This window comes from Nannocystis exedens (assembly GCF_002343915.1).
GTDB classification, from domain to species: Bacteria; Myxococcota_A; Polyangia; order Nannocystales; family Nannocystaceae; genus Nannocystis; species Nannocystis exedens.
In genome coordinates, this window is record NZ_NETK01000002.1 from 328,461 (window position 1) to 352,238 (window position 23,778).

12 protein-coding genes are annotated in these 23,778 nt (G+C 71.6%); 6 read left to right on the forward strand and 6 right to left on the reverse strand.

The features are described from left to right. Positions 1-57 precede the first annotated feature (57 nt). Positions 58-1,203, reverse strand: a complete 1,146-nt coding sequence (locus tag NAEX_RS45340; RefSeq protein WP_096334160.1) for a patatin-like phospholipase family protein — start codon at positions 1,201-1,203, stop codon at positions 58-60. Positions 1,204-1,253: 50 nt separating this feature from the next. On the opposite strand from NAEX_RS45340, the gene NAEX_RS45345 reads away from it, so the two are divergent. After that, the gene (locus NAEX_RS45345) at positions 1,254-2,447 is read left to right on the forward strand and encodes an RNA polymerase sigma factor (protein WP_096334161.1); all 1,194 of its coding nucleotides are present in this window, start codon (positions 1,254-1,256) and stop codon (positions 2,445-2,447) included. A gap of 1,976 nt (positions 2,448-4,423) precedes the next feature. Next, complete coding sequence (locus NAEX_RS52610) at positions 4,424-5,227, forward strand: hypothetical protein (protein WP_096334162.1); 804 nt, start codon at positions 4,424-4,426, stop codon at positions 5,225-5,227. A gap of 1,032 nt (positions 5,228-6,259) precedes the next feature. Here NAEX_RS52610 and NAEX_RS45355 read toward each other — a convergent pair. The 3 genes from NAEX_RS45355 to NAEX_RS45365 form a co-directional block, all read right to left on the reverse strand. Then, the gene (locus tag NAEX_RS45355) at positions 6,260-7,534 is read right to left on the reverse strand and encodes a 30S ribosomal protein S1 (protein ID WP_096334163.1); all 1,275 of its coding nucleotides are present in this window, start codon (positions 7,532-7,534) and stop codon (positions 6,260-6,262) included. Positions 7,535-7,624: 90 nt separating this feature from the next. Then, positions 7,625-9,091, reverse strand: a complete 1,467-nt coding sequence (locus NAEX_RS45360; RefSeq protein WP_096334164.1) for a serine/threonine-protein kinase — start codon at positions 9,089-9,091, stop codon at positions 7,625-7,627. A gap of 122 nt (positions 9,092-9,213) precedes the next feature. Further along, complete coding sequence (locus NAEX_RS45365) at positions 9,214-10,212, reverse strand: hypothetical protein (RefSeq protein WP_096334165.1); 999 nt, start codon at positions 10,210-10,212, stop codon at positions 9,214-9,216. Between the two features lie 102 nt (positions 10,213-10,314). Between NAEX_RS45365 and icmF the strand changes: the two genes are divergently transcribed. From icmF to NAEX_RS49210, 3 genes are all read left to right on the forward strand, one after another. After that, complete coding sequence (icmF, locus tag NAEX_RS45370; RefSeq protein WP_096334166.1) at positions 10,315-13,641, forward strand: fused isobutyryl-CoA mutase/GTPase IcmF; 3,327 nt, start codon at positions 10,315-10,317, stop codon at positions 13,639-13,641. Positions 13,642-13,733: 92 nt separating this feature from the next. Beyond that, a complete protein-coding gene (locus NAEX_RS45375) occupies positions 13,734-14,288 on the forward strand; it encodes a hypothetical protein (protein ID WP_096334167.1) in 555 nt (184 codons plus the stop codon). A gap of 133 nt (positions 14,289-14,421) precedes the next feature. Further along, positions 14,422-15,342, forward strand: coding sequence for a hypothetical protein (locus NAEX_RS49210; RefSeq protein WP_100792724.1), 921 nt, complete (start codon positions 14,422-14,424; stop codon positions 15,340-15,342). A 4-nt stretch (positions 15,343-15,346) separates the two neighbouring features. Here the strand turns inward: NAEX_RS49210 and NAEX_RS45385 are convergent, their stop codons facing one another. Together NAEX_RS45385 and NAEX_RS45390 are read right to left on the reverse strand one after the other, a co-directional pair. Then, a complete protein-coding gene (locus NAEX_RS45385) occupies positions 15,347-16,441 on the reverse strand; it encodes a Ca2+-dependent phosphoinositide-specific phospholipase C (RefSeq protein WP_096334168.1) in 1,095 nt (364 codons plus the stop codon). Between the two features lie 19 nt (positions 16,442-16,460). Continuing rightward, complete coding sequence (locus NAEX_RS45390) at positions 16,461-17,231, reverse strand: hypothetical protein (RefSeq protein WP_096334169.1); 771 nt, start codon at positions 17,229-17,231, stop codon at positions 16,461-16,463. A gap of 264 nt (positions 17,232-17,495) precedes the next feature. Between NAEX_RS45390 and NAEX_RS45395 the strand changes: the two genes are divergently transcribed. Beyond that, a complete protein-coding gene (locus NAEX_RS45395) occupies positions 17,496-23,720 on the forward strand; it encodes an Ig-like domain-containing alpha-2-macroglobulin family protein (RefSeq protein ID WP_143140182.1) in 6,225 nt (2,074 codons plus the stop codon). Positions 23,721-23,778: the final 58 nt, after the last annotated feature.

Consider the following 23,778-nt stretch of genomic DNA (forward strand, 5'->3'; position numbering starts at 1 on the left):
GACAGGTCAGAAGGGACAGGTCCTCACGGGCATGTCTGGAGGGACATGCGCGAGCGGTCAGAGGTCGGCGAGGAAGGCGGCGAGCTCGTCGCGGCGGGCCATGACGTCGCTGTAGCCGAGATCGAGCAGGCGGCGGGTGTAACCTGGCTCGAAGGCCAGGTACGAGAGCAGGTCCCAGCCGCGCTCGCCGGTGGCGCCCATGCCCCGCAGGAGGTAGCGGACCACCCGCGGGAACTCGTCGTACCGATCGACGGCCATGCGCCCGAGGTCCTGCGACGGCTGGAGGGCCAGCACCGGGATCGGGCGCAGGCGGCCGGGGATGTCGGGGTGGCGCTCGCGCGGGACGTGGGCGATGGTTTGATTGATGCGCTCGAGCAGCTCGAGGTCGGCCTCGAGCGAGTCGAGGAAGACGGCGTTGAGCAGGACGCCGACGATGTCGGCGACGGCCAGGCGGTCGCTGCGGGCCTCGTCGTTGAGCCGTAGCGTCTGATCGCCGGTGCGGGCGTAGCGGATGCCGATCGCCAGCAAGCGGTCGGCGCCGAGGTGGATCGCGGGGCTCGTGGGCGCGTGCATGCGGACGCAGCCGTCGCCGTGGAAGGCGCCGTCGATGGCGACCGGGGGGAAGAACAGCGGGATCGCGGCGCTGGCGAGCACGTGCTCCAGGCGCAACTTCGTCCGTCGCCCGAGCCGGGTGCTCCGCACCCATGGGCGCGCGTCGGCGTCGGCCTCGAAGAAGGTGACGGCGGTGCCGGTGAGGTAGTTGGTGGCGGTGACCGCGAGTCCGCGCAGGCGGCCGGAGCTCAGGTGCTCGCCGATCCGCGTCAGCGGCAGACGGTCGGCCAAAAGGCCGCGCAGCGGCGCGGTGTCGAGGAGATAGTTGGTCGGGCTCGCGCCGAGCAGGCCGCCGAGGCTGAGGTCGCGCAGCCAGCTGGAGCCGATCGCGGCCACCCGGGGCATGTCGGTGCGATACACGTGGTCGGGCGTGAGCCGGTGCCAGAAGTCGCGCAGCATCCGCGCGGCGCGGGGGAAGTCGTCGGCGTGCGCGGCCAGGAAGGCGGCGTTGATCGCCCCGGCGGAGACGCCCGCGAGCACGCGGAAGGGCAGCTCGCGGACGCCGGCGAGCTCGGCGAGGGCGTGTAGGGCGCCCGCCTGATATGCGGCTCGCGCTCCGCCGCCGGTGAGGACGAGCCCGTAGGTGGCCACGTCGGCAGGCTAGCACCGGGGCGTGCCGTGCGGGCATACTCGCGGACGCGTTGACCGATCCCACGAAGGCCGCCGAATCCGATGCGCACGGGCTGCGCGATGCGTTTCACCAGCACTTCGGCACGGTGCGAGCCGCCGCGCGGCTGTTCGGGATCCCGTCGTCCGTGCTCGACGACGTGGCCCTGCAGACGTTCGTGATGGCCCACGCCCGGGGGGAGGACCTGCGCGAGCCGGCGATCGCGCGCTCGCGGCTGGTCACGCTGGCTCGACGAGTGGCCGAGTGGTACCGCGAGGAGCTGCCCGCCGCGACCGTGGACGTGCCGATCGAGTTCCCCGGCGTCGAGGTGCTGACGAAATTCGTCGCCGGGCTCTCGCCGCAGGCGCGCGAGGTGTTCGTGCTGTCCGAGGTCGGCGGCCTGCGAGTGCCCGAGATCTCGGCCGAGCTCGGCGTCGGGTTCGAGACGGCGCGGGCGCAGGTGGTCGAGCTGGTGCGGGACTTCGCCGCGGCCACGGCGGCAGCCGGCGCGGAGGAGGTGCTCCACGATCTGGTGCGGGCGCTCGATCCCCCGCCGGTGCAGCGCGACCTGCAGCTGGCGGCCCTCGGAGCCCGGCTGGCGCCGCGCTCGTCGACGCCGGAGGGGGCCGAGCCGGCGCATTCGCAGTGGGTGATCCCGATCGACTTGCGGCGAGCGTCGAGCGGGCCGCTGCCGGCGGCCGCATCGGAGATGGCGAGGGGGACAGGTCCGGCGGGACAGGCGGGGGCCGCTGCTGCGGGTGCAGATGGAGCGCCGGGGGCGGGCGCTGCGGGAGCGGGCGGGTCGCCGCTCGGCGTCGCGGGGCTGAGCCCGGGTGCGCTGTTGGCCGGCGGGGCGGGAGATGCTCCTGCCGCAGCGCCCGGCGAAGCCCAGCGGACGCGTGCGCAAGCGGCCGAAGGGACAGGTGGCGCACCGGTGGGGGGCCGCCGCCCGGGGGCGCTGCGAGTGCGCAGATGGCCGGAGGGACAGGTGGTGCGCCTGCGGGAGGACCGCCCGGGGTCGGCGCGGGTGCGCAGATGGCCGGAGGGACAGGTGGTGCGCCCGCGTGGGGGCCGCCGCCCGGGGTCGGTACAAATGCGCAGATGGCCGGAGGGACAGGCTCTGCTGCGCCCGGTGGGGCTCCAGGGGCAACGCCGGGTCGCTGGCCTGCTCCGCCGGGGATCGGCGCCGGGACGCCGGGCGCTGCCAGCAGCGCAGGGCCCGGGGTGAATGCGCAGATGGCCGGAGGGACAGGTGGTGCGCCCGCGTGGGGACCGCCGCCCGGGTCCGGTGCGAGCGTGCAGATGGCCGGAGGGACAGGTTCTGCTCCGAGCAGCGGGAGCCCAGGAGCGGTGCCCGGCAGCTGGCCTGCTCCGCCCGGGGTCGGCGCGGGGCCGCAGGGCGCGGCAGCGCCGGGGGCGAATGCACAGATGGCCGGAGGGACAGGTGGGGGACCCGCGTGGGGACCGCCGCCCCGGCTCGGCGCGAGTGCGCAAGTGGCCGGAGGAACAGGCGCCGCTCCGGGCGGATGGTTTGCTCCGCCCGGTATCGGCGCGGGGACGCAAGGCGGTGTCGGCGGGGCTGGGCCGGCGGCGAGTGGGCCAGCCGGAGGGGTAGGCAATGCCCCGGCGTGGGGACCGCCGCCTGGGCCCGGCGCGAGCAGCGTACCGAGTAGCTGGCCTGCTCCGCCTGCGATGGGCGCGGGAGCACCGAGCGGGGCTGCGCCGGGGGTGAGTGCGCCGCTGGCAGGTGCAGGTGGTGCCCCGGCGTGGGGGCCACCGCCCGGGATCGGCGCGAGCGCGCCGGGGAGCTGGCCAGCTCCGCCCGGCATCGGTGCGGGGTCGCAGGGCGGGGCTGTATCGGGGGCGAGTGCACCTCTGGCCGGAGCGCCAGGTGCGGAGCCGAGGCAGCAGATGGCCGGAGGGCCGGGTGCGGCGCCCGGTCTGCAGATGGCCGGAGGGCCAGGTGCGGAGCCGGGGCAGCAGATGGCCGGAGGGCCGGGTGTGGCGCCCGGTCTGCAGATGGCCGGAGGGCCAGGTGCGGAGCCGGGGCAGCAGAGGGCCGGAGGGCCAGGGGCCGCGCCGGGATCAGGTCCGCAGATGGCCGGAGGGCCAGGTGCCGCGCCGGGTGGGCAGATGGCAGGAGGGCCAGGTGCCGCGCCGGGGCTGCAGTTTGCAGGCGGGCCAGGTGCCGCGCCGGGGCTGCAGTTTGCAGGCGGGCCAGGTGTCGCGCAGGGGTCGCCCGTGGCGGGGCCGTGGGGATCGCCCGCGGGTGGACCGCCGTCCTCGGCTTCGCCGGTGGGCGCGGTTCTGCCGGCCGCGAGCCCGGGGGCGCCCCCGAGCGCGGCGACGCCGCCAGGTGGCGGACTGGGGAGCCCGGTGGCGGGGAGCGGAGCGCCGCTCGCCGTCGGCGGCGTACTCGCCGGACAGGCGGTGCCGCCAATGCCTGTGGAGACAGGTCCCTCGGGTCATCCTCCCGGTGGGGTGATGGCTCCAGGGACAGGTCCTTGGGGACAGCCGCCTCCGGGGCCGCAGGCTTCGCCGCCGCCGGGGCCGCAGGGTGGGGTGATGGCTCCGGGGACAGGTCCTTGGGGACAGCCGCCTCCGGGGCCGCAGGCGCCGCCGCCGGGGTCGCAGGGGGGGGGGATGGCTCCGGGGACAGGTCCTTGGGGACAGCCGCCTCCGGGGCCGCAGGCGCCGCCGCCGCCGGGGTCGCAGGGGGGGGTGATGGCTCCGGGGACAGGTCCTTGGGGACAGTCTCCGCCGGGACCGCAGGCGCCGCCGCAGGGAGGAGTGATGGCTCCGGGGACAGGTCCTTGGGGACAACCGCCTCCGGAGGGCGCGGCGCCGCCGCAGGGAGGAGTGATGGCTCCGGGGACAGGTCCCTGGGGACAACCGCTTCCCGGGCAGCAGGGGGCGCCGCCGCCGCCCGGGGCGGGGATCGCTCCGGGGACAGGTCCTTGGGGACAGCCATCGCCGGGGTCGCAATTCGCGCCCTCTCCTGTAGGGCCGCCGCCCGGGCTGCAAGGCGCGGGGATGGCACCCGGGACAGGTCCTTGGGGACAGATCCCGCCGGGGCCCCAACCATTCGCGCCCCCGGTCGCCGGACAGCCACCAGGGCAGCACTGGGGACCCCCGCCGGGGCCGCAGCCGGCCGTGGCGGGGCAAGGGCGGCCGGCATCCGCGCCGCAGCGCTCGCGCTCGATCGTGGCCGACCTCGACGTGCCCGAGCGCGACCTGCTTGAGCGTCCGCGGCGGCTGGTGCCCGGGTCGATGGCGCTCGTGGTGGTCAGCTTGCTGGTCCTCGGGATCGCGGGAGGAGGCGGCTATCTGGCCTGGCAGCGGTCGCAGGCCCCGGCGAACATCGAGCCGACGATCGAGCCGGAGGCTCCGACCGAGCCTGTCGCGCCGCCACCGGCCGACGGGCCCGAGACCGTCGCGCCGCCGGTCGTGCCCGAGCCGCCTGCGACGACGCCGACGCCTGGGACGCCTGCCACGACGCCGGCCACCCCGACGACCTCGACCACCCCGACCACCCCGACCACCCCTGCACCAGGGACGCCGAAGCCGACGCCGACGCCCAAGTCGGGCAAGGCGGGCAAGTCCCAGACCCCGTCGACGCCGAAGAAGCCGCCGGCGGAGAAGGCGGATTCGGGCTCGAAGTCGGGCTCGGGCGGCGTAAAAAAAGTAGAGCCGGTCGAGGACCCGCTGGCCAAGCGCAAGGAGCAGGCGGACGCGGCCGACCCGGGTCGCGTGCTGGTCGAGCTCGAGTACCTCAGCGCGATCGACAAGGCGCTCAAGGCCGGCAACTGGGCCCAGGCGCTGGCCTACGTCGAGCAGCACGACAAGGAGCTGCCGGGCGGACAGCTGGTCGACAAGTTCGACGAGCGGCGGATCCGCGCCCTGTGCGGGATGGGGCGGGCGAGCGAGGCGCAGGCCAAGGCGGCGCAGATCCTCGCCAAGCGCCCGAGCTCGAAGGTGAAGACGGCGCTGGCCGAGTCCTGCAAATGACAGCACCTGGGGGCGAGGCGGGCATGTCCGGGCGGACATGTCCGTTCGATCCTATGTGAGCGGCGGGACGAGGGTCGGTCGAGAGACCGCCGGTGCATGGGAGCGGGGCGGTCGCCCGGGCGGCCGCAAGGGGCGAGGAATCCAATGGAGGGACGGGGGTCGCCCGGGCGATCCGAGGAGCCGGGAATTCAACGGGGGCGGCGGTCGATCTGGGGGCCCGAAGGGGTTGAATAGGGCGGTGGTCAGCCCCGGGCGGCTCGATTGTCTGGGGTCTTGATAGGGAGCGGCGGTCAGCCTGGGGGCCCGAGGGGTAGGGTGGAAATAGGGGCGGTGGTCAGCCCGGGCGGCTCGATTGTCTGGGGTTTTTTAAAGGGGGTGGCGGTCGACCTGCGCTGGCAAGCCAGGGTTTTTGAGAGGGGGCGGCGGTCGACCTGTGCTGGGGACCAGGGTTTTTGATCGGGGCGGTCGGCCGGCCGGAGCTGCCCATTCCAATCTGGATGGCGCCTGCCGGGTGGTCCGAAGGGCCGAACATTTCTTTTCATTCGTGGGCGGCGGTCGCCAGGACGAGCCGAGAGGACGTGTCTGTTCGGACATGTCCTCTCGGTCTTATGTGATCGGCCGCCGCGCCAACGGGCCTGGGACATCGACGGCTCGGCAAACTCGCTGCTTGATGCCCACGCAATTCGCGCGGGACCGGTCCCACGAGAGCCGCCCGGAAGCGGCTGTGACCGTCCAATCTCGCCGTCGGTGGCCTCCCCGGCCGCTCGGGGTCGACCGTGTCGAGCGAGGGTGCCCGGGTTCATGGGTGCGGCGCCCGGCAGCCCCTGCGACCGTCCGCGGGACCGCATGTCCGGACGGACACATACCGACTATCGGCGAGCGCGCCGCGGCTGGTGTCTTCCTCGCCGATCGGCCCATGCGCGCCGGCGCGAACTGTGACGATAGGAGGCGCCGACGCCGTGTGCGCGCGCGACCAAACGAAATCGGAGCAGCGCCGACGCTGCTCCGATTTCGACCGCAGGGGCGGGGGCTTCAGGCGCGGCGGCGGGTGGCGGCCGGCTTGGCGTCGCCGGCGCTCTCGCGCGCCTGCGCGGGCGCGGGCTTGGCGTCGGGGAGCTTGGCCTGGAGGTCCTTCATGAGGTCACCCAGGCTGCCGAGGCCCTTGCCGCCGCCGGCGCCCTTCTTCGCCTCCTTGGCGAAGGTCTTGAAGGCGGAGCGCTCCTCGGCGGCGGCGACGCCCTGGATGCTGAAGCGGAGCTTGCCCTCGCCGCCGCCGCGGCCGAGGACGACCACCTCGACGTCCTTGCCGACCGGGAAGGCGCGCTTGGGGTCGGCGTTGGGCGGGAGGCCGAGCTCGCTGGTCGGGACGAGGCCGCGACCGATCTCGGTGTCGACGAACACGCCGAAGTTGGTGACCTGGCCGACCTTGCCCTGCAGCACCTGCTCGGCGGCGGCGCTGGCGGAGGGCTCGGTCGACTGATCGGCCGACTTCATCGACAGGCTGATCTTGAGGTCGGTGGGGCTGGTGCCGCGCGGCTCGACCGCCAGGACGCGGACCTTCACGGTCTCGCCGATCTTGATCACGTCGGCGATCTGGTCGACGCGGCCGTGGCCGAGCTCGGAGATGTGGATCATGCCCTCGATGCCGCCGAGGTCGACGAAGGCGCCGTAGGGCTGGATGGTCTGGACGATGCCCTCGAGCTCGGCGCCGACGACCAGGCGCTCGCGCACCGCCTTGGCCTGGTTCTCGCGCTCGTCCTTGAGGACGGCCTTGCGCGAGACGATGACCGAGCGGCCGCCGTCGCGGATCTCGATGACCTTGAAGAACTGCTTGGTGCCGACGAAGCGCTCGAGGTCCTGGGCGAAGCCGAGGTCGACCTGCGAGGCGGGGCAGAAGGCGCGCACGCTGCCGAGCTCGACCTCGAGGCCGGCCTTGACCGCCTTGGTGACGGTCGCCTCGACGGGCACGCCGCTCTCGAGCGCGAGCTCCAGCGCCTGCGTGTCGATGCCGCCCTTGCCGATGGCGACCACGAGCTGGATGCCGTCGCCCGACACGGAGGAGACGGTGGCCCGCAGCTTGTCGCCGACCTTGACCTTGAGGTTGCCGTCCTTGTCGAGGAGCTGGGCGCGGTCGATCCGCCCCTCGCTCTTGGCGCCGATGTCGAGGAACACGCTGTCGGCGCCGATCTCGACCACCGGACCCTCGACGAGCTGTCCGGGGCGCACGCGCTTGCTCAGCCTGGCGCGCGTCTGCGCACCCTGGGCTTCAAACATCGCGGCGAAGTCTTCATCTTGCTGCTGGGCCATGGGGGGCCAAGCTTGGCAAAGCCGACCCCGCGGGACAAGGGCCCGGGCCTCACAAGACGGCGGCTTCGGGGCGCGCGGTGAGCCACGCACCTAGCCCGGGCGCTTCTTGCCGGGCGACTTGACCTCGAGCACGGGCGAGATGGGCTTGAGGTCGGGGAACGGCGGCAAGCTGTCGGTGACGGTGAGGGGGCGCCAATTCTGGACCACGTCGATGTAGCCGTCCTTGGTCAGCCGGATCTCGTGCGAGCGGTTGTCGCCGACGGGGACGGTGATCTCACACGGCGACTTGCACTGGAACTCGCCGTCGACGTGGACGCTCGCGCCCTCGACGTTGGCCTTGATGGTGGCGCGGTTCTTCGGCAGGCCCTCGGAGCCGACCGGCGCCGCCTTGGCCTCGGCCGGCGCCCGCGCGTCGCCCTCGGCGCGCTCGTCGCCGCGGCCGAAGATCAGCGCGATCCCCACCAGCAGCACGGCGACGCCGGCGCCGATGGCGATAAACAGGTTGCGGTTCGACTCCTGCGGCGGCAGGGCGCCATTCATCGTGACCCGCTGCGGCGTGCCGACGGCCGCGAACGGCCCGGTGTGCTGGTTGCTGAGCTCGGGGATGTGGACGACCCGGCCCTCCTCGGCGGCGCGCACGGCCCCGATCGCTTGACCGATGAGTTCGGCGAAGCGACCCGCGCTCTGGATCCGCTTGGTGCGGTCCTTGCGGAGCGCGAGCTGGAGCAGCTTGGCGGTGAACTGCGAGCCGTTGCGCGGGGTCGGGACCTTGGCGCGCACGTGCTTGAGCATCGTCGCCATCGGGCTCTCGGCCGAGAACGGCGGCTTGCCCTCGATCATCTCGTAGAGGATGCAGCCGAGCGAATAGATGTCGGTGCGGTGGTCGAGGTCCGTCCCGTTGCATTGCTCGGGGGACATGTACTGCGGCGTGCCGAACACCTCGCCGGCGCGAGTGAGGCGCATGGCGTCGACGCCGCCGGCGATGCCGAAGTCGAGGACCTTGACGACGGTGCTGACGCCGACGGTCTCGATGAAGATGTTGTCGGGCTTGAGGTCGCGGTGGAAGATGCCGTTCTCGTGGGCCTCGCTGAGGCTCTCGGCGATCTGCTTGGCGAACTGCAGCGCCTGCAGCTCGGGGATCCTGCCCTGCTCGAGCCGCTCGCACAGGCTGGTGCCGGTGAGCAGCTCCATCACCATGTACGGCCGGCCGTCCTCACACTCGCCGTGCTCGAACACGCGGATGGTGGAGGGGTGGCGCAGCTGGGCGGTGACCTCGAGCTCGCGGCGGAAGCGAATGATGAACTTGCTGTCGGTGAGGCACTCGCGGCGGACCAGCTTGATCGCGACCCGGCGATCGACGCGGCGGTCGTGGGCCTCGAACACGACGCCCATGCCGCCCTCGCCGATGACGCCGAGCAGCTCGTAGCGGCCGTTGATGACGCGGCCGACGTCTTCGTTGAAAGAGACCTCGAGCGTCGACGAAGACGCGGCGCTGTTGGCCATCTCGCTCTTGCTCAGCGAGGCGTTCGCGGGGCGGCTCTTCGGAAGCGGGGGCATTCGTCGACTGGCTCGGGAGTGTATCGTCTTGGCGGCCACGCCACCATCGGCGCGGAGCCGAGGTTCAATTTCGCGTATCCGGCCGAATCTCCGCCGGTGGGGGCGAGCGGCTGCGCCGCCACTCAGAGGCCGTGGAAGCTGACGAACGGGTCGGCCGGGCTGCTCTGGCCGGCCTTGAGGTCGAGGTGCAGGTGATTGGCGTGTGCCCGGTCGTGATCCGGTGTAAGCAGGGTGTGTACGAGCCCGCCCTCGGTGGCGACGCAGACCAGGCCGAGGAGGAGCTCCGAGGCCGGGGCCCCGCGCGGCGGCGAGGCTCCGGGTCCGCTCTCTCGCGGCCCCGGGCAGCGCCGCAGCGTCCGCCGCGGATAGTGGTCCTCGACGGTGGCGGCCGCGTCACTGCCACGTCGCAGGGCGTAAAGATCGAGCGCGAGGCCGAGGTTGTGCTGACTCTTCGGCTTCTGCTGCACGATCTTGCCCCGGCGCAGGGCGGAAAAGTACTGCACCTCGGTGATGCCCCGGTCGTGCAGCCACTCGGCCAGCGGCACCACGGCGGCGACGAGGCGACAGTCCCAAATTGCGTGGGCGTCGCGCTCGAGATCCGTCGTCCACGGGATCGTGAAGGCGACCCCCGCGATCGGGCCGCGCAGGCGCACGGGGATCGCGACCTCGGGCGCCTCGTCGCGGTCGAGGACGACGAACTCGACCTCGCGCTCGCGCAGGTAGTCGTGGCAGCGCGCGGCGTTCATCGCCATCAGCGCGGTCGCGTCAGGGCCGGCGGGGCTCGCCGCGGGCGTCCACACGGGCGTCGGCGCGCGCGCCGGCTCGGGGCGCGCCTGCGTAGCCGGCCGCGCACTCGGACGCGCGGCCGTCGGCCGCGGTTGCGTCTGTCCCTGAGGACCTGTCTCCTTGCACCTGGCGCTTGCGACCTGTACCAGAGCGCGGTTGCCGGCGTAGCCGCTCGGGCAGTCGGGCGGGCGGACCGCCGGCAGGCGCCAGCGCGGGGCGTTCGACCAGCCGAGCCGCCCGCTGCCGGCGGCGTCGGCGTTCGTGGGCACCAGCAGGGCGACGAGCAGCGCGACCCGCAGGGTGGTCGTGAAGGCGCTTCTGTGTGCCGATGTCATACCTGGCGCGATTGTGAGGCAAGCCGCGACCTCAAGCAAAAAAAACCCGGCCCGGGGCTACGAGGTCGGGCCTAAGCTGACCGCCGAGGTCGCCCGGAAGCCATGGCCAGCGTCGATCCAAAGCAAGAGACCCCTGTAAACCCGGTTGCAAATGGAGAAAATGGGCGCTACGTCGCGCGCCACAAGATCCGCGTGGTGACGGCCGCCGCCCTGTTCGACGGCCACGACGCCGCGATCGGGGTGATGCGGCGAGTGCTGCAGGCGGGCGGCGCGGAGGTGATCCATCTCGGGCACAACCGCGGCGCCGAGGAGGTCGTCGACGCGGCGATTCAGGAGGACGCCCAGGCGATCGCGGTCAGCTCCTATCAGGGCGGCCACATCGAATACTTCAAGTACATGGTCGACCTCCTGCGCGAAAAGGGGGCCGGGCACATCACCGTGTGGGGCGGCGGCGGCGGCGTCATCGTCCCGCGGGAGATCGAGGAGCTGCACGCGTACGGGGTGCGGCGCATCTTCAGCCCGGAAGACGGGCGGCGCTACGGGCTCACGGGGATGATCGACATGATCCTCGCGGGCGCCGACTTCGCGACCACGCCGGCCGACCCGCTGGCCGAGCTCGCGGCGCTGCGCGAGCCGGGGGCGCTGACGGCGGCCGATCACAAGAGTCGGCTGGCGCGGCTGATGACGGCGGTCGAGGCCGCGGTCGCGGCGGGCGGCGAGCAGCCGCTGCTGGCGGCGGTGCGCGCCGACGCGGGCGAGAAGCGGGCGCCGGTGCTCGGCATCACCGGCACCGGCGGCGCCGGCAAGTCGTCGCTGACCGACGAGCTGCTGGCGCGCCTGCTGCGAGACCACGCCGATCGGCGGATCGCGGTCGTCTCGGTCGATCCGACGCGGCGGCGCACCGGCGGCGCGCTGCTCGGCGACCGCATCCGCATGAACGCGCTGCGCGACCCGCGAGTGATGATGCGCAGCCTGGCGACCCGCGCCGCCGGGGTCGAGCTGTCGCGCGCGACCGACGACATCGTCCGCCTGCTGCAGCGCGTCGGTTACGACCTGGTGATCGTCGAGACGTCGGGCATCGGCCAGGGCGACGCCGAAGTGACGCGAATCGCCGACCTCTGCCTTTACGTGATGACCGCGGAGTACGGCGCGCCCAGTCAGCTCGAGAAGATCGAGATGCTCGACGCGGCGCAATTCATCGCGGTCAACAAGTTCGAGCACAAGGGCAGCAAGGACGCGCTCCGCGACGTCCGCAAGCAGGTCCGGCGCAACCGCGAGATCCCGTATTCGGTGCCCGACGACAAGCTGCCGGTGTTCGGCACCGTCGCCAGTCGATTCTTCGATCGCGGCGTCAACGGGCTGTACGCGGCGCTGTGCGCGGCGCTCAGCGAGCGGCGGCCGGACGCGCCGTGGGTGTGCTCGATCCCGGCGGAGCAGCGCGCGGTCGTGTCCGACATCAGTGATTTGATCCCGTCGGAGCGCCAACATTACCTGGCGGAGATCGTGCGGCAGGTCCGCGGATACAAGGCGCGGGTCAAGCGGCAGGTCCAGCTCGCGCGCGAGATCGGGGCGCTGGCGACGGCGCAGCGGCTGCTCGCCGACGAGGCCGACGCGTCGACGTTCGCGCGCAAGATCGAGGAGCTGCGCGGGCAGCTCGACTCCGACACGCGGCGGGCGCTCGACGAGCTGCCCAAGCTGTTCGCGGCCTATCGCGAGCCGGAGTTCGTGGTGAAGATCCGGCAGTCGACCGTCCGCTATCCGACCCAGGTGCAGACGCTGTCGGGCACGGTGCAGCCGCGCGTGGCGGTGCCCCGCGACGACGAGCCGGGGGCGCTGGTGCGGTTCGCGTTGCTCGAGAACCTGCCGGGCTACTTCCCGTTCACCGGCGGCGTGTTCCCGTTCAAGCGCGAGGGCGAGGATCCGAAGCGGATGTTCGCCGGCGAGGGCGGGCCGGCCCGCACCAACGAGCGCTTCCATTACCTGTCGGCGGGCGAGCCGGCCAAGCGGCTGTCGACCGCGTTCGACTCGGTGACGCTGTACGGCTGGGACCCCGACGAGCGGCCGGACGTGTTCGGCAAGATCGGCGAGAGCGGTGTCAGCATCTGCACGCTCGACGACGCCAAGCTGCTGTATCGCGGCTTCGACCTGTGCGATCCGGCGACCTCGGTCAGCATGACGATCAACGGGCCGGCGCCGATCCTGCTCGCGTTCTACATGAACACCGCGATCGATCAGCAGGTCGAGCGCGAGGAGGCGAAGCTCGGGCGCGCGGTCACCGAGGAGGAGCGGGCGGCGATCGCCGATCGCACGCTGCAGGTCGTGCGCGGCACGGTGCAGGCCGACATCCTCAAGGAGGACCAGGCTCAGAACACCTGCATCTTCTCGATCGAGTTCGCGCTGCGGATGATGGGAGACATCCAGCAGTACTTCATTCAGAAGAAGGTGCGGAACTACTACTCGGTGTCGATCAGCGGCTATCACATCGCCGAGGCGGGGGCGAACCCGATCACCCAGCTCGCGTTCACGCTGGCCAACGGGTTCACGTTCGTCGAGTACTACCGGGCCCGCGGCCTCGCCGTCGACGACTTCGCGCCGAACCTGAGCTTCTTCTTCTCGAACGGCCTCGACAGCGAGTACACGGTGATCGGCCGGGTCGCGCGCCGGATCTGGGCCATCGCCATGCGCGATCTGTACGGCGCCGACGCGCGCAGCCAGAAGCTGAAATATCACATCCAGACGTCCGGCCGTTCGCTGCACGCGATGGAGATCGACTTCAACGACATCCGCACCACGCTGCAAGCGCTGTTCGCCTACTACGATCACTGCAATAGCCTGCACACCAACGCGTACGACGAGGCGATCACGACGCCGACCGAGGCGAGCGTGCGGCGGGCGATGGCCATCCAGCTCATCATCACCCGCGAGCAGGGCCTGGCGAAGACCGAGAACGTGCTGCAGGGCAGCTATATCGTCGAAGAGCTGACCGAACTGGTGGAGGAGGCGGTGCTCGCCGAATTCCTCCGACTCGACGAGCGCGGCGGAGTGCTCGGGGCGATGGAGCGGCAATACCAGCGAGGGAAGATCCAGGACGAGAGCCTGCTCTATGAACAGCGCAAACATTCGGGCGATCTCCCGATCATCGGAGTGAACACCTTCATCAACCCCAACCGGACCGGTGACGAGGAGGCTGCCGGCCTCAACCTGACCCGCGCGAGCCACGCCGAGAAGACGGCGCAGATCGACCGTTTGCGGGCGTTTCAGGCCCGTCACGCGGAGGCGGCACCCGCGGCGCTCGAGCGGCTGCGGCAAGTCGCGTTGTCGGGTGGCAACACTTTCGCTGCGCTTATGGAGACGGCACGAGTCTGCAGTTTGGGACAGATCTCCAGGGCGTTGTTCGAGGTCGGCGGCGAGTATCGTCGCTCGATGTGAGGACTGAGGATGCAGGTCAGGTGGGATGAAATTGCCTGTGAGTGTGCAAATAGATTCCATCGTGTCCAAAGTCTTGTGCTAGCCTAGAGGCCATGTCCAAGTACGACGTGTCCCTGGTGTCCGCGGTCGAAGGCCGTAAGCGTCAGATCCTCGTGGATCTGCTGCGCCAGAACGCCGAGCTGACGCTCGGCGAACTGCATCAATTGTCGAAGGGTGAGCTGGGCAAGCTCCTCAGCTCGATCACCGTCCAGGATCTCTTGAACCCCGAGGGCGCCGCCCGCGAGCCCGCGATCGTGGCACCGCGTGCCGGTCGCCCGGGGCGGCCCGGCCGCAAGCCGGTGGCGAAAGCGCCCGCCGAGACCCGCCCCGCCAAGGAGTCCGCCGCGGCGCCCGCCAAGGCCGGCAAGGGCGCCAAGGCTGAGCCCGCTGCCGAGGTGAACACCCGCACCCCGGCGGGCCGCGAGGCGTTCGACAAGAGCGTGTTCGAGGCGCTCAAGGCGATCGGCGGTCCCGCCGGTGCCGGGGAGATCCAGCGTCGCGTCGGTGGCACCAACATGCAGGTCCGTTCGGCGGTCAACCGCCTGATCGAGGCCGGCCAGGTCACCTGGACGGGCAAGGCTCGCGGCACCCGTTACCGCGTGGCCTGAGCACAACGGACCTTCGCCGCTGGAGCCGGTCGCACTGTCGCCTCGTGGCGGCGCGCGATCGGCTTCGTCGCGACCGGCGTTGCGCAGACAGTTGCACACGCCCTCCGGCCCGCGGTTGCGCTACGCTGCCGTTGTGGGACGCCTGATCCGTACCTCGGTCCAACTGTCCACCCTCGCTGGAATCGTCGCCCTGGCGGCCGGCTGTTCGCGTGACCCCAAGGGCACCACCGCGGGCGTCGACACGACCACGACGACGTCGCCGGGGAGCACCGGCGAGACCGACACGTCGGCGGGCACGACCCCGACCGGCACGACGACGTCGACCTCCGAGCCCCCGCCGACCACGACGATGGCGATCGCCGATATGGGCAGTGTGGGCGGGCAGTGCAACCTGTTCTTGCAAGACTGCCCGGCCGACCAGAAGTGCACGGCGTGGAACGAGGACGGCGGTCCGTTCCCCAACGGCACCCGCTGCGTCCCGGTCGACCTCAACCCCGCGCTGCCGGGCGAGGACTGCGTGGTGCCCGGCAAGTTCGGCGACGGCATCGACAACTGCGCCAAGGGCTCGCTTTGCCTCGACCTCGAGAACACCGGCAAGGCGACCTGCGTCGCCTACTGCACCGGCAGCATGGACGCGCCGCAGTGCCCCAAGCCGGAGGACCGCTGCGCGTTCCTGTTCGAGCCGACGGTGCCGGTCTGCTTCAGCAAGTGCGACCCGCTCCTGCAAGACTGCAGCCCCGGCGAGACGTGCGTGCCCAACGAGGCGGCCCTCGGCGCGCCGCACTTCGTCTGCATGCCGCGCGTGTTCCCCGACCTCGGGAAGTACGGCGATTCGTGCTACGCGCTCTCGGGCTGCGATCCGGGCAACCTGTGCATCTTCGGCGAGAACCTGCCGAGCTGCAAAACCCCGTACTGCTGCTCGGTGTGGTGCGACCTCGAATCTCCGGACAGCTGCCTCGAGTACGACGAGACGCTGAGCTGCGTGCCGTGGTTCGAGGAGGGCTCGGCGACGCCCGGCTACGAGACCGTCGGCATCTGCGGCATCATGCAGTAGCGCGTCACAGCGCCTCGATCGCCGCCGGCGTGCAGTCCGGCGGCGCCGTCACCGGGTTGCAGCGCGACGGCGTGCCGCCCGGGATGGCGAACACGTAGTCGTACTTGTCGCCCTTCGGCGGCGGATAATCGGTGCTGATGAAGTGCGCCCCGCTGGCCAGGGCCGCCTCGCCGCGCGACGTGTCGCCGGCGCTGGGTTCGACGTTGTCGGCGTCGGCGCGCGTGCGGACGAGGTGGCCGGCCGCCACCGCGGCCTCGATCCGCGCCGCGTCGCCGACCGGGTCGTTGAGCGAGTGGACGGCCGCGAACGGCAGCGTCAGGTCGCCGAATGCGTCGGGGAAGAGCAAGCGCCCGGCCGTCGAGGTGCCGCCGTCGGTGTAGGCCTCGCGCCACTTGCCGCCGTCGTGCAGCACCAGCAGCAGCTTGCCGCGCGCGTCGTCGATCGCCGGCCAACCGCCCGCAGCCACGCCGTCGCGCAGGTTGGCGGCGCTGCCCTGGACGTCGTCGGGCAAGACCAGCCGGTCCGCGGGCCACACCGACAGGACCTGGGATTCGAGGGTCGCCAGCAGCTCCTGCGCGCCGGGCGGATCGAACGCGCTCTTGATCTCGAGCATGACGTACAGCGGGTGATGCATGAGATGTCCGTCCGACCATGTCTTCAAGACCATCAAGCAGTCGACCAGGGTGGCGCAGGTCGAGGAGGTGTCGAGCAGATCGATGTGATGGACGGCGATGGGCTCGCCGGCGCCGCCGAACCACAGGTCGAGCTCGAACTTGCGGACGCCCTGCTCCTCGAGCTGCTGGTCGAGCGGCAGGTGGGTGTAGTCCCACTCCTTGACGAGCGTGCCGGGCGACAGGTGATAGCTGTTGTGGGTCCCGAGCGCCTGCAGCTGGTGGAGCCGCAGGCGACCGTCGGGCGCGCCGCTGGTGGTCGGCACGCCGTCGGAGGCGCTCGTGGCGGCGTCGCCGGTGGTGCTGCCGGAGATACCGGTGGTGCCGGTGGTCTCGACGGTGGTGGGCGCGTCGTCGGTGGTGGCGGCGGGCGCACTGCAAGCGGCGAGCGTCCACGCGAAACAGCACGGCGGCACGAGGCGCGTCATGCCGCCGAGCGTACCGACGTCAGTACACGCAGTCGAGCGTGGCCTCGTGGACCACGGGGACGTCGAGGCCGCCGCTGGCGAAGGTGAGGTCGAGCCGGTAGGGCTGATTGCAGAAGCCGCAGCCGGGGGTGGGGGCACCCTTCTGTTTCATCTGCTCCTGAGGGAGCGTCTCGCCGGGCCCGACCGGGCCGCTCTGGGTCGGCGACACGGTGATTTCGTGGACGCTCGGCAGGTTGTTCGGCGACAGGGTGAGCGTCGCCTTCGTCAGCTCGGCCGAGCTCGTCGCCGCGCCCTGCGAATTGTCGTAGACGACGGTCCACCAGCCGAGGATGCTGTCGGGATCGACGATCGGCTGGCAATTGGCGTAGAGGACGACGTCCTGGAGCGTGACGGCCAGCGCCTCGCCGACCGGGTCGCCCGTCGAGCTGTCCGAAGAGCCAGACGCGGTGGTTTCGTCCGCGGTGGTCGTGCTGTCGGGGCTCGTCGTGGTCGCGGTCGCGTCGGTGTCGGTCGCCACGCCCGTATCGGTGGTGTCGGCCGTGGTCGTGCTCGTGGTCGTCGTCGACGTCGAGGTGGTGGTGTCGACGCCGGTGGTCTCGCCCATGCTCTCGCCGGTGGAGTCGGTCGAGGTGGTGGTGCCGGTGGTCGGGTCCGTGGTCGGCCCGGGGTCGGTGGTGCCGCCCGTGGTGGTGTCGGTGGTCGCCCCGGTGCCGGTCGAGGCGCCGCCGCTGTCACCGCACGCGGCAATGAGGATCGAGGCGAATAGGCCAAGGCTCGCGCGGAGTTTCATGGGGGCGGAGGGTGGCAGCCCGCACCGGCCCCGGCAAGCGCGCGCCCCGAGGACGATGTTCCGCGGGAGATCGCCCCGGGTCCTCGTTCGCGCGTCGACGCACTCGATCGGCGTCTCCGCGTGTGTAAGCATGGGCCCCGCCTCCGCGTTTGCATAGCGTTTCCGCTCCCCCCTTTCACCCGAATGTGAATCGAGCGCTCCATGCGTGACCACGCCAACAAGCGACAGATTCGGCGCACGGCCCCAGCGGGCCTCTTCGCCGCGATGTTCTTCCTCCCGGCCTGCACCCCCAAGACGCCGCCTCCGGCGACCGAGACCGACACGGCCAAGGAGACCGCGCAACCGCCCAAACTCGACCTGTGGGCGGGCGTGCCGGCGATCGAACCCGAGGCGAGCGACGTCGCCGGCGAGTTGACGCCGATTCCCGGGCCGAAGCCGCCCCCGAGCGTGAGCGAAAAGGTCGAGCTGCCGTTCCCGCCGCCCGCGCCGCCGACCAAGCAGACGCAAGACCTGGCCGAGGAGGGCCCGCTGAAGGTCCTCCGCACCAGCCCGACCGAGAAGGCGCCCGGGCTGGTCGGCTCGGTCAGCGCAGTGTTCAACCAGCCGATGGTGCCGCTGGCCTCGATCGACGACCTCAAGCTCGAGCGCTCGCCGCTGACCATCGAGCCGCTGCCCAAGGGCAAGTTCCGCTGGCTCGGCACGCAGATGATCGCGTTCGAGCCCGAGGGCCGCATGCCGTACTCGACCACGTACACGGCCAAGGTCGTGGCCGGCGAGACGTCGACGATGGGCACCAAGCTGGCGAAGGAGGTGAAGTGGCAGTTCACCACGCCGTCGCTCGAGGTCGAGTCGTTCACCCCCGGCGAGTACGAGTCGGCCACGCTCGACACCGTGGTGGTGCTGCGCTTCAACCAGGCCGTCGACCGCGACAAGCTGCTCGCCGCCCTGCGCGTGAAGGGCGGGGCAGGGCAGGTCAGCGTCACGGCGGTGCCGCCGGAGCAGTGGGCGGGGCTGCCCGAGCCGTTCCGCTCGTACGCGCAGCAGGGGCCGGCGGAGCGCGTGATCGTGCTCCGCCCGGCGGCCGCGTTGACGGCCAACACCGCCTACACGGTCGAGATCCCGGCCGGCGTGTACGGCGAGGGCCCGAACCCGAGCAAGGCGATCAAGCTCAAGTTCCGCACCTATCCGCCGCTGACCCTGACCGGGCCGCAGTGCGCGTCGCAGTCCTACTGGGATTGCAACCCGCAGGCGGGGCTCCACGTCAGCGCCTCCAACTCGCTGCTGCCGACGCCGGACGCGGAGAAGAAGGTGCGCGTCACGCCCGAGGTCCCCGACCTCAAGGTCACGGTGTCCGGCGACATTACCCTCACGGGCAAGTTCCGCGGCCTCGGCACCTACACGATCGAGGTCGAACCTGGCCTGAAGGACATCCACGGCCAGGAGCTCAAGGCGCCGTACCGCAAGACGGTCACGCTGCCGGCGCTCGACGCCTCGCTGCAGTGGGCCGACCGCCCGGTCGATCCCGCCGTGCTCGAGCCGAGCCACTCCGGCGTGCTCGACGCCAAGGCGACCGGCCTGACCTCGGTGGAGTTCCGCGCCCGGTCGTTCGAGCCGAGCGAGATGCGCAAGATCCTGAACGACCGCCACGTCCGCTACGACGGCGAGTGGCCGGAGCCGCTCAAGTCGCCGACGTGGGACAAGCTGTTCGACGTCAAGGACTCGCGCGTCGAGGCCGCGACGCTGTCGCTCGACGCCAGGTCGCTCGGCGCCGGCGCCGGCAAGTTCCTGCTGCTGGGCGCGCGCTCGAACGAGCTCGGCGACGGCGGCTGGCGCTACCGCCAGTCGCTGTCGCAGGTGGTGCAGATCACCCGCCTCGGCGTGACCGCGGCGCTCGACAGCGACAGCGGCGTCATCCTCGTCACCGACATCGAGACCGGTGAGCCGCTGCCCGGGGTCGAGCTCGGCCTCCACAACATGGCGCTCGACGGCCCGGTGTGGTCGGGCAAGTCGGGGCCGGACGGGCTCGCCGAGCTGACGCACGGCACGATGTACGATCAGCCGTACATCCTCGCGCGCTACCAGGGCGAGGCCGCCTACATCCCGCTGCAGCAGACGGCCGACAACTCGTGGGGCGTGTGGATGAACGGCGGCCGCGAGCACGAGCCGCGGATCTTCTTCTACAGCGATCGCCAGCCCTACAAGCCGGGCGAGACGGTGCACATGCAAGGCATCGTCCGCGAGGAGACGCGCGGGCCCGCGGGCAAGGTCCAGCTGTGGCGCGCCGGCACGACCGCCAACTACACCGTCCACGGTCCGCGCGGCCACGAGATCGCCAAGGGCGAGCTCAAGGTCGGCCAGTTCGGCACCTTCAGCGTCGACATCCCGATCCCGGCCGACGGCGACACCGGCAGCTATCAGCTGATCGTCAGCTCGCCGGCGGGCCTGTTTTCGCGCGAGCACTCGTTCTACCACTCGTTCGAGGTCCAGCAGTTCCGCGCGCCCGAGTTCGAGGTCAAGGTCGAGCGGCCGGCCGAGGCGCCGCTGCTCTACGGCGACACCCTGCAGGCGGACATCAAGGCGACCTACTTCCACGGCGCGCCGATGGTCGGGGCCGAGGCCACCTACACGCTGCGGCGCCAGGACTCGCCGTACCGCCCGCCGGGCAGCGAGAACGAGGCGTTCACGTTCGGCCAGGGCGGCAACGAGTGGTGGATGTGGGGCGGCGAGCTCGACTTCGGCGGCGGCATCTACCGCGGCAAGGGCATCGGCTTCCCGCGGCCGTACGGCAGCGGCATGCTCGTCCGCCAGGGCAGCGGTCAGACCGACGCGCGCGGCCTGTTGGCGGTGAGCCACCTGCTCGCCGCGGTCGAGACGCCGTGGGGCGAGAAGACGCCGGTGCCGCCGGCGGGGCCGAAGTCGGAGGATCCGCCGGGCGCGTCGACCTACACGCTCGAGGCCAACGTCACCGACGAGAACCGGCAGTCGATCGCCGGCCGCGCGACCTACGTGGTGCATCCCGCGAGCGAGTACGCGGGCGTGCGCGCCGATCGCTCGGTCTACCGCGCGGGCGAGCGCGCGCGGCTCGAGGCGGTGGTCGTCGACGTCGACGGCAAGCGCGTCACCGGCCGCGACGTGCAGGTCAAGCTGGTGCGCAAGGAGACGTCGCGCGCCGCGGTGCAAGAGAACGGCTCGTGGCAGTACAAGTACGACACCGTCGACGTCGAGGTCGGCAGCTGCGCGCTGGTCTCGGCCGACGCGCCGGTCCACTGCGAGCTGGTGGTCGACAAGGCCGGCAGCTACGACATCCGCGCGCTGATCACCGACCCGAAGGGCCACAAGTCGCTGTCGAAGCACCCGTTCTACGTCTACGGCGAGGACGCGGTGGTGTGGCAGCAGGACCAGCACCGCGTCGACATGGTGCCCGACAAGCGCACCTACGAGCCCGGCGACAAGGCCACGGTGCTGGTGCGCTCGCCGTTCGACAAGGCGCGCGGCCTGGTGGTGATCGCCCGCGAGGGCATCGTCTCGCACTACCCGATCGAGGTGAAGGGCGGGGCGGCGACGATCGAGGTGCCGATCGACGAGGCGCAGATCCCCAACGTGCGCGCCTCGGTGCTGCTGGTGCGCGGGCGCGTCGACGTGCCCGGCGCGCCGCCCGGACAGGACCTCGGCCGACCCGCCTTCGCCGTCGGCCAGGTCGACCTCAAGATCGAGGCCACGCGCAAGAAGATCGCGCTCGAGGTCCTGCCCGAGAAGACCGAGGTCGCGCCGAAGGACACGCTCAAGCTCAAGATCAAGGCCAAGGACGCGACCGGCGCGCCGCAGAAGGCCGCCGTCGCGGTCATGGTGGTCGACGAGGGCGTGCTGAGCCTGATGGGCTTTCAGACCCCCGACCCGCTGGCGTTCTTCCACCACGATCGCGATCCGGGCGTCAGCCTCTACGACATGCGCCAGTTCCTGGTGGCGAAGAAGGACGTCGAGCCGCCGCCCCCGCCGGCGCCGCCGCCCGACGCGGTGCCGATGGCTCCCTCCGCCGGTGACTTCGACGGCGGGCTCGGCAGGGCCGGCACCGGCGCCGGGGGCGGTGGTTACGAGGCAGGCTTCGGGGCGACGGCCGATAAGGCCGTGGCGCTGCCGGAACCGGCCGCGCCGATGGAGGAGGCCGCCGAGAAGCGCACGGAAGCCGAGGCGAGCCGCGGGCCGATGAAGAAGGCCAAGCGGCAATCCACGGTCACGGCGGCGCTCGACGTCCAGCAGGCGATGAGCCAGCCGATCTCGCTGCGCTCGCTGTTCGCGACCACCGCGTACTTCAACGCCGAGGTCGCGATCGACGCCAGCGGCGAGGCGACGGTCGAGATCCCGATGCCGGAGAACCTGACCAGCTTCCGCGTCATGGCTGTCGCCGTCGATCCCGATCAGGCCGACCGCTTCGGCTCGGGCGAGGCCAACGTCAAGGTGCGCAAGCCGATCATGCTGCGGCCGAGCCTGCCGCGGTTCGCCAACTTCGGCGACAAGTTCGAGGCTTCGGTGATGGTCGACAACCAGACGAGCGAGCCGCAGGCGATCCTCGTCGGCACGCGCGGCAGCAACGTCGTCATCTCCGGCGAGCCGACCGTGGGCGTCGAGATCCCGGCCGGCGAGTCGCGCGAGGTCCGGTTCCCGATGGCCGTCGACCGCGTCGGCACCATGCGCGTGCAGTTCGCCGCGCTGGCGAACGGCGGCCGCGACGCGACCGAGCTGGCGCTGCCGGTGCATTACCCGGCGACGCGGCAGGCGTTCGCCGACTACGGCGTGACCGACGGCAGCATCGCGCGCGCGCTCAAGGTCCCCGAGGACGCGCTGCCGGCGTTCGGCGGGCTCGAGCTGAGCATGAGCTCGACCGCGCTGACCGGCCTCGAGGACGCCGTCGACTTCCTCGTCGGCTACCGGTACGAGTGCACCGAGCAGCTGGCGAGCCGCCTCTTGCCGATCTTCGTGCTCGGCCCGGTGCTCGAGCAGTTCCCGATCGCCAGCGTCAGCGACCTGGCCAAGCGGCAGGCGCTCGGCGCCGAGGGGGTCGCGCGGATCCAGTCGCGGCAGAACTGGGACGGCGGCTTCCGCTACTGGGACGAGCCGGCCCGCAGCTCGCCGTACCTGACCGCGTGGGTGACCTTCGCCTGGCTCGAGGGCAAGGCCGCCGGCTTCAAGGTCGACGACGCCGCGATCGACCGGGCGATGGCCTACCTCGACAACTTCGTCCGCAACGGCGAGGCGACGCCGTGGGGTCGCTACTACGATCACACCAGCCGGGCCTTCGCGCTGTGGCTGATGAGCCGCGACGGCCGCGGCAGCGACCTGTTCGAGCGCGTCTACGCCAGGCGCAAGGAGATGCCGCTCTACGCCCACGCGCTGCTGCTGTCGGCCGCGCACCGCTACGGTATGACCGGCCAGCGCGACGCGCTGCTGAAGGAGTTCAGGGCCAAGGTGGTCGAGAACGCCAAGACGGCGCACTTCGCCGAGACCGCGCGCGAGGGCGACGACGGCTACGGCCTGCAGGTGCTCATGCACTCCGACGTGCAGACCGACGCGATCGCGCTGATGGCCCTGCTCGAGGTCGCCGAGGGCGATCCGCTGCTGCCGAAGGTGATGGCGGGGATCCTCGACGACCGCGATCCGCAGAAGGGCGGGCAGTGGGGCACCACCCACGCCAACGCCTGGGCGCTGCTCGCGGCCAGCCGCTACTTCACCACGATCGAGAAGGACGTGCCCGACTACGTCGCGCGCGTCTGGCTCGACAGCGCGTTCGCCGGCGAGCGCGCCTTCAAGGGCCGCAGCATGGCGGTGGTCGAGCAGCAGATCCCGATGAAGAAGCTGATCGAGCAGAAGCCGCGCGAGCTGCTGCTGAGCAAGGACGGCCCGGGCCTCCTCTACTACCGGCTCGGGCTGCGCTACGCGCCCGCCGACCTGACCATGAAGGCCGAGTCGCAGGGCTTCACCGTGCATCGCAGCTACGAGCCGCTCGCGCAGGGCGGGGACAAGCCCGATCCCGAGTCGGTCAAGAAGCTCGAGGACGGCACCTGGCAGATCAAGGCCGGCGCGCTCGTGCGCGTCAACCTCACGCTCGTCGCCAAGGACCGCGCCAACTTCGTCGTCGTCGACGACCCGCTGCCGGCCGGCTTCGAGGGCCAGAACGCCAAGTTCGCGACCACCCTGCGCGACGTGCAGGGCGGGGTCGAGAGCCAGTCGGTCGACGGCAGCCTGCCGTTCTTCGGCGAGCTCGGCGGTTGGTGGTGGTGGCGTCCGTGGTGGCGCTTCGACCACACCGAGATGCGCGACGATCGCATGCTGCTGTTCTCGAACCACCTGCCGGCGGGCGTCTACACGTACAGCTACACCGCCCGCGCGACCACGATCGGCGAGTTCAGCCTGCCGCCCGTGCGCGCCGAGGCGATGTACATGCCGGAGCTGTTCGGCCACGGCGCGTCGACCAAGGTGCGCGTGGTCGAGTGAGCGGACGCCCCGCGGCCCCGTCGGCGGCTCGTCCGCCGGCGGGGCTGGTCGCGGCGCG